This is a genomic window from Mesorhizobium sp. M7A.F.Ca.CA.002.09.1.1 (assembly GCF_003998555.1).
Classification (GTDB): domain Bacteria; phylum Pseudomonadota; class Alphaproteobacteria; order Rhizobiales; family Rhizobiaceae; genus Mesorhizobium; species Mesorhizobium ciceri.
In genome coordinates, this window is sequence record NZ_RZRR01000336.1 from 1 (window position 1) to 5,441 (window position 5,441).

The following is a 5,441-nucleotide window of genomic DNA, read 5'->3' on the forward strand; positions in this document are numbered from 1 at the left end:
AGGCGACGACGCTTGCTGACGGCATCGCGCTCGCCGCGCAAGCCATCAACAGCGGCCGGGCCCTGCAAGTGCTCGACAGGCTGGTCGAGATTTCGAACGGGTAAAACGTGTCTGACATTCTTCGCAAGATCGAGGCCTACAAGCGCGACGAGATCGCGGCGGCAAAGGCACGTGTGCCGCTGGCCGAAATCAAGGCGCGAGCCAAGGACGCCGACGCACCGCGCGGCTTTCTTGCCGCACTCGAAGCAAAGCGCAAATCCGGCGCCTTTGCGCTGATCGCCGAGATCAAGAAGGCAAGCCCGTCCAAGGGGCTGATCCGCGCCGATTTCGATCCGCCGGCGCTGGCGCAGGCCTATGCCAAGGGTGGCGCTGCCTGTCTTTCGGTGCTGACCGACGCACCGTCCTTCCAGGGCGCGCCGGAATTTCTCACCCGGGCGCGAGCCGCCGTCGCGCTGCCGGCGCTGCGCAAGGATTTCCTGTTCGATCCCTATCAGGTCTACGAAGCCCGCGCCTGGGGCGCGGATGCCATCCTGATCATCATGGCCAGCGTCGACGACGCCCTGGCGAGCGAGCTTGAGGCAACGGCATTCGAACTCGGCATGGATGCGCTGATCGAGGTGCATGATGAGGCCGAGACGTTGCGCGCGCTAAAACTGTCGTCGCGGCTGATCGGTATCAACAACCGTAATCTGCGCACATTCGAGACCAGCCTCGACACTTCAGTGCGGCTGGCGAAGATGGTTCCGGCCGACCGCTTGCTGGTCAGCGAGAGCGGTATTTTCTCGCATGACGACTGCCTCAGGCTGCAAAAGAGCGACATCGGCACTTTTCTTGTCGGCGAGAGCCTGATGCGGCAACAGGACGTCACCACCGCGACGCGCTTGCTTCTGACAGGCAAGGCTTTGGCCGAGGCTATCTGACGATGGTATCAGGCCTGACCCATCTCGGCGCGCAGGGCGAGGCCAACATGGTCGATGTCGGCGACAAGGAAGAAACAACGCGCACGGCGATCGCCGAAGGCTTTGTCGCGATGCAGCCCGAGACGCTGAAGATGATCCTCGCCGGCAACGCCAAGAAGGGCGACGTGCTCGGCACCGCGCGCATCGCCGGCATCATGGCGGCGAAGAAGACGCATGATCTGATCCCGCTCTGCCATCCGCTGCTGCTGACCAAAGTTTCCGTCGACATCGAGCCCGACCATGCATTGCCGGGCCTGAAGGTCACCGCGCTGGCGCGCGTCACCGGCAAGACGGGCGTCGAGATGGAGGCGCTGACGGCCGCTTCGGTAGCCTGCCTGACCATCTACGACATGGCCAAAGCAGTAGACCGCGCCATGGTCATCACCGGCATCCGCCTGGTCGAAAAGACCGGCGGCAAGTCGGGTGACTACAAGGCGAGTTCCTGATGGCGCTGGTTCCTATCGCGGAGGCGCTTGAGCGCCTGCTCGATGGTGCGGCACCTCTAGCCGGCGAAAGCGTTCCTCTGTTCGAGGCGGTGGATCGTGTTCTGGCGGAACCGGTCGTGGCACTCCGTACCCAGCCACCTTTCAACGCTTCCGCCATGGATGGCTATGCCGCTCGAGCCGCCGACGTGGCGTCGGTACCATCCAGGCTGTCGGTGATCGGCATGGCGCCGGCCGGACGTGGTTTTGCCGGTAGGATCGGCAAGGCACAAGCGGTGCGCATCTTCACCGGCGCGCCGCTGCCCGAAGGCGCCGACACCATCGTCATCCAGGAGAATGTCCGCGACCTCGGCGGCGGCGAAATCGAAGTGACCGAGCCGACGGCGCAATGGCGCAATATCCGTCGCATCGGGCTCGATTTTTCAACAGGCGACATGCTGCTCGAAAGAGGCCGTTTGCTCGACCCGGCGGCACTGTCGCTGGCAGCATCGGCCAACCATCCCCAGGTCAAGGTGGTAAGACGACCGCTGGTCGCCATCATCGCCACCGGCGACGAATTGCTGCCGCCGGGCAGTAATCTCGGCCCGGACCAGATCATCTCGTCCAATGCCTATGGCGTCGCTGCCACCGCACACTCGGTCGGCGCCCGCGCGCTCGATCTCGGCATTGCCGCCGATCGCAAGGAGGCCATCGCCGAACTGGTGCAAAAAGCGGTGGCGGCCGGTGCGGATGTCATCGTGACGCTTGGTGGCGCCTCGGTCGGCGATCACGACCTGATCCACGACGTGCTGACCGGCGAAGGCATGACGCTCGGCTTCTGGAAGATTGCCATGCGCCCCGGCAAGCCGCTGATGTTCGGCCGCCTCGGCGATATCAGGTGCATCGGCCTGCCCGGCAACCCGGTGGCAAGCCTGGTCTGCTCGCAACTGTTCCTGAAGCCGCTGCTGGCGCGGCTCGGTGGCCGCAACCATCGCCAGGACATTCGCCCAGCGCGACTGGGTACCGCAATGCCGGCCAATGATTTGCGCCAGGACTATGTCCGAGCCGTGGTCAGGGAAGATGACGGCGCGCTGGTGGCGACGCCGTTCGGCATTCAGGATTCCTCGATGCTGAGAATGCTGGCCGACGCCAACGGGCTGATCGTGCGGGCGCCGTTTGCCCCTGCAGCAGCCGCGGGCGAGGCTTGCAGCGTTTTGATGCTGCGCTGAGGAATTCCAGGCAAGCCGTTCATAACAGACGAGAAAGTGATCTCGGCTCTAGCTCGAGATCAAGCTCTGTGTCAGCGGATGCGCCGGATCGGCAAGGCCGTCGACAATGTCGTAGTGATGCCGGTCGGGCTCGACCACGGTGCTGGTGGTGGCGCCAAGGCCGGTCCAGATGTTGGCAAGCAACGCATTCTGGCGCAGGAACTCGGCGCGCTCACCGCCGCCGGCCCAGCAGGTGATGCGGGCGCCATCCATCGGGCGCAGCAGGGCTGGGCTTTCAGCCAGCGCCTCCTCTTCGTCGATTGCCAGGTCCTTGTTCATGCCGGTGCGCATGAGCGGACGCAAATCGTGTAGACCTGAAATCGAAACGACATGGCGTATGCGCCGCGCCACATCCGGCGCCAGAGGCGTGGTTGTCGTCACCATCCGGGTGGCGAGATGGCCGCCGGCCGAATGTCCGGTCAGCATCAGCGGTCCGTCAACCATTGCCGCTGCCTTGCCAATCGCCGCCCCGACCTCCCGGACGATGCCTGCGATGCGTATGTCCGGGCACAGCGTGTAGGAGGGCATCGCAACGGCGAAGCCGCTGCCGACCGCGCCATTGGCGAGATGCGACCACAAGCTCTTGTCGGTCTCCAGCCAGTAACCACCATGGATAATCACCACCAGTCCTTTGGGCGCGGCCTTGGGAAGGAAAAGATCGAGCCGATTGCGCGGCCTGTCGCCGTAGGCGATGTCGAGCCGTGCCCGGCTCTCTGCCGAGAGCGCATCGCGGAATGCTGCCGCTGGCTCGGACCAGGCGGCTGGCCAACGGTCGCTGCCGGCAATGTTCGCGCCGTTGGCATAGGCATCATCCCAATCGACGATGTGACGTTCGAACATCTGCGCCCTCCCCCAAAACGGCATCGCTGTTGCGCTAGCAATGGCCAGCGCCACGCCATGCGTCAATGCTCCAGGGCAAAAACATTTTAGGCTTGAAACAAATTTCGACTGGTGCGATCCTGCCCGCACGAACAGCCGACAATGGGAGGTCTGCTGTGCTGCCCTCACCTGCAGATGTTCACCCTTTCGGCGCGCATCTCCGAGCAGGCGTGATGGGCAGCACGAAGCCTCCTCAGAGCAGGACCTTAGGATCCACCACATCCAGCCAAGGCGCATTGCGCACTGGCCAGGCAGCAGACGGGAGAGCGGCGACATGCTTGGGCCTTCAGCGCATATCGACACGTTCACGCGCGATCACCTGCCGCCGCCGGAGCAATGGCCCGATATACTGCTCGACGGCTTCGACTATCCCGAACGCCTCAACGCCGGTGTCGAACTGACCGACCGGCTGGTCGAGAAGGGCCTCGGCGACCGCACAGCCCTGATCGGCAATGGCCGCCGCCGCACCTACAAGGAACTGTCCGACTGGACGAACAGGCTCGCCCACGCGCTGGTCGAGAATTATGGCGTCGAGCCCGGCAACCGGGTGCTGATCCGCTCGGCCAACAACCCCGCCATGGTCGCCTGCTGGCTGGCTGCCACCAAGGTCGGCGCCGTGGTCGTCAACACCATGCCTATGCTGCGCGCCGGCGAACTGGCCAAGATCGTCGACAAGGCGGAAATCACCGTCGCGCTCTGCGACACCAGGCTGATGGACGAGATGACCGCCTGCGCCAAGGACAGCACCTTCCTCAAACAGGTCATAGGCTTCGACGGCACCGCCAACCATGATGCCGAGCTCGATCGTGCCGCTCTCGACAAGCCGGTGACATTCACCGCCGTCAACACCGGCCGCGACGATGTCGCGCTGCTCGGCTTCACCTCGGGCACGACAGGCGTGCCGAAGGCGACGATGCATTTCCACCGCGACCTCCTGATCATCGCCGACGCCTATGCCCGCGAAATCCTGGAGGTGACGCCGGACGACATCTTCGTCGGCTCGCCGCCGCTGGCTTTCACTTTCGGCCTTGGCGGGCTCGCTATCTTTCCCCTGCGCTTCGGTGCGGCGGCGACGCTGCTGGAGCAGGCGACGCCACCCAACATGATCCACATCATCGAGACCTACAAAGCCACGATCTCCTTCACCGCGCCGACTGCCTACCGCGCCATGCTGAAGGCCATGGATGAAGGTGCCGATTTGTCTTCGCTGCGGGTTGCCGTTTCAGCCGGCGAAACCTTGCCCGCTCCGGTTTTCGAAGAGTGGACGCAAAAGACCGGCAAGCCGATCCTCGACGGCATCGGCGCCACCGAAATGCTGCACATCTTCATCTCCAACCGCTTTGGCGACATGAAGCCCGCGTCGACCGGCAAGCCGGTCGGCGGCTACGAGGCGCGCATCGTCGACGACGAGATGCGCGAAGTACCGCGCGGCGCGACCGGCAGGCTGGCGGTGCGCGGCCCGACCGGCTGCCGCTACATGGCCGATATCAGGCAGAAGGACTACGTGCGCGACGGCTGGAACATCACCGGCGACACCTTCACGCAGGACGAGGACGGCTTCTTCCATTTCGCCGCGCGCTCCGACGATATGATCGTCAGCGCCGGCTACAACATTGCCGGCCCCGAGGTCGAGGCCGCACTTCTGTCACATCCCGACGTCGCCGAATGCGCGGTGATCGGCGCCGAGGACGCCGAGCGCGGCCAGATCGTCGAGGCGCATGTCGTGCTGGTGCAGGGCGTGGCGCCTGACGCATTGACGACCAAGCGCCTGCAGGACCATGTCAAGGCGACGATCGCGCCCTACAAATACCCGCGATCGGTGAAATTCATTGCTGCTTTGCCCAAGACCCAGACCGGCAAGATCCAGCGCTTCCGGCTGCGCACGGAGAAAGTCAATTGAGCGAGCCCTACGA

At 64.3% G+C, this 5,441-nt stretch carries 5 protein-coding genes; 4 read left to right on the top strand and 1 reads right to left on the bottom strand.

Going from position 1 to position 5,441, the window contains the following annotated elements:
- The first annotated feature begins 107 nt into the window (after positions 1-107).
- From trpC to glp, 3 genes are read left to right on the top strand one after another with little or no spacing between them, the layout of a single operon-like run.
- Complete coding sequence (gene trpC / locus EN994_RS16180) at positions 108-920, top strand: indole-3-glycerol phosphate synthase TrpC (protein ID WP_063167977.1); 813 nt, start codon at positions 108-110, stop codon at positions 918-920.
- Between the two features lie 2 nt (positions 921-922).
- The gene (gene moaC / locus EN994_RS16185; RefSeq protein ID WP_013531740.1) at positions 923-1,405 is read left to right on the top strand and encodes a cyclic pyranopterin monophosphate synthase MoaC; all 483 of its coding nucleotides are present in this window, start codon (positions 923-925) and stop codon (positions 1,403-1,405) included.
- Positions 1,405-2,610: a gephyrin-like molybdotransferase Glp gene (gene glp, locus EN994_RS16190; RefSeq protein ID WP_063167976.1), complete on the top strand. Its 1,206-nt coding sequence runs from the start codon at positions 1,405-1,407 to the stop codon at positions 2,608-2,610. The genes moaC and glp overlap by 1 nt, the downstream gene beginning before the upstream one ends.
- A 48-nt stretch (positions 2,611-2,658) precedes the next feature.
- Here glp and EN994_RS16195 read toward each other — a convergent pair whose 3' ends face one another.
- Positions 2,659-3,489 (bottom strand): alpha/beta hydrolase, encoded by an 831-nt coding sequence (locus EN994_RS16195; protein WP_063167975.1) that lies wholly within the window; start codon positions 3,487-3,489, stop codon positions 2,659-2,661.
- Between the two features lie 313 nt (positions 3,490-3,802).
- On the opposite strand from EN994_RS16195, the gene EN994_RS16200 reads away from it, so the two are divergent.
- Positions 3,803-5,428, top strand: a complete 1,626-nt coding sequence (locus EN994_RS16200) for an AMP-binding protein (protein ID WP_063167974.1) — start codon at positions 3,803-3,805, stop codon at positions 5,426-5,428.
- Positions 5,429-5,441: the final 13 nt, after the last annotated feature.

Bases quoted from the DNA above. Each gene is read 5' to 3' on its own strand.
- EN994_RS16200 (WP_063167974.1), top strand. From the start codon at position 3,803: ATGCTTGGGCCTTCAGCGCATATCGACACGTTCACGCGCGATCACCTG.
- moaC (WP_013531740.1), top strand. From the start codon at position 923: ATGGTATCAGGCCTGACCCATCTCGGCGCGCAGGGCGAGGCCAACATG.
- glp (WP_063167976.1), top strand. From the start codon at position 1,405: ATGGCGCTGGTTCCTATCGCGGAGGCGCTTGAGCGCCTGCTCGATGGT.
- EN994_RS16195 (WP_063167975.1), bottom strand. From the start codon at position 3,489: ATGTTCGAACGTCACATCGTCGATTGGGATGATGCCTATGCCAACGGC.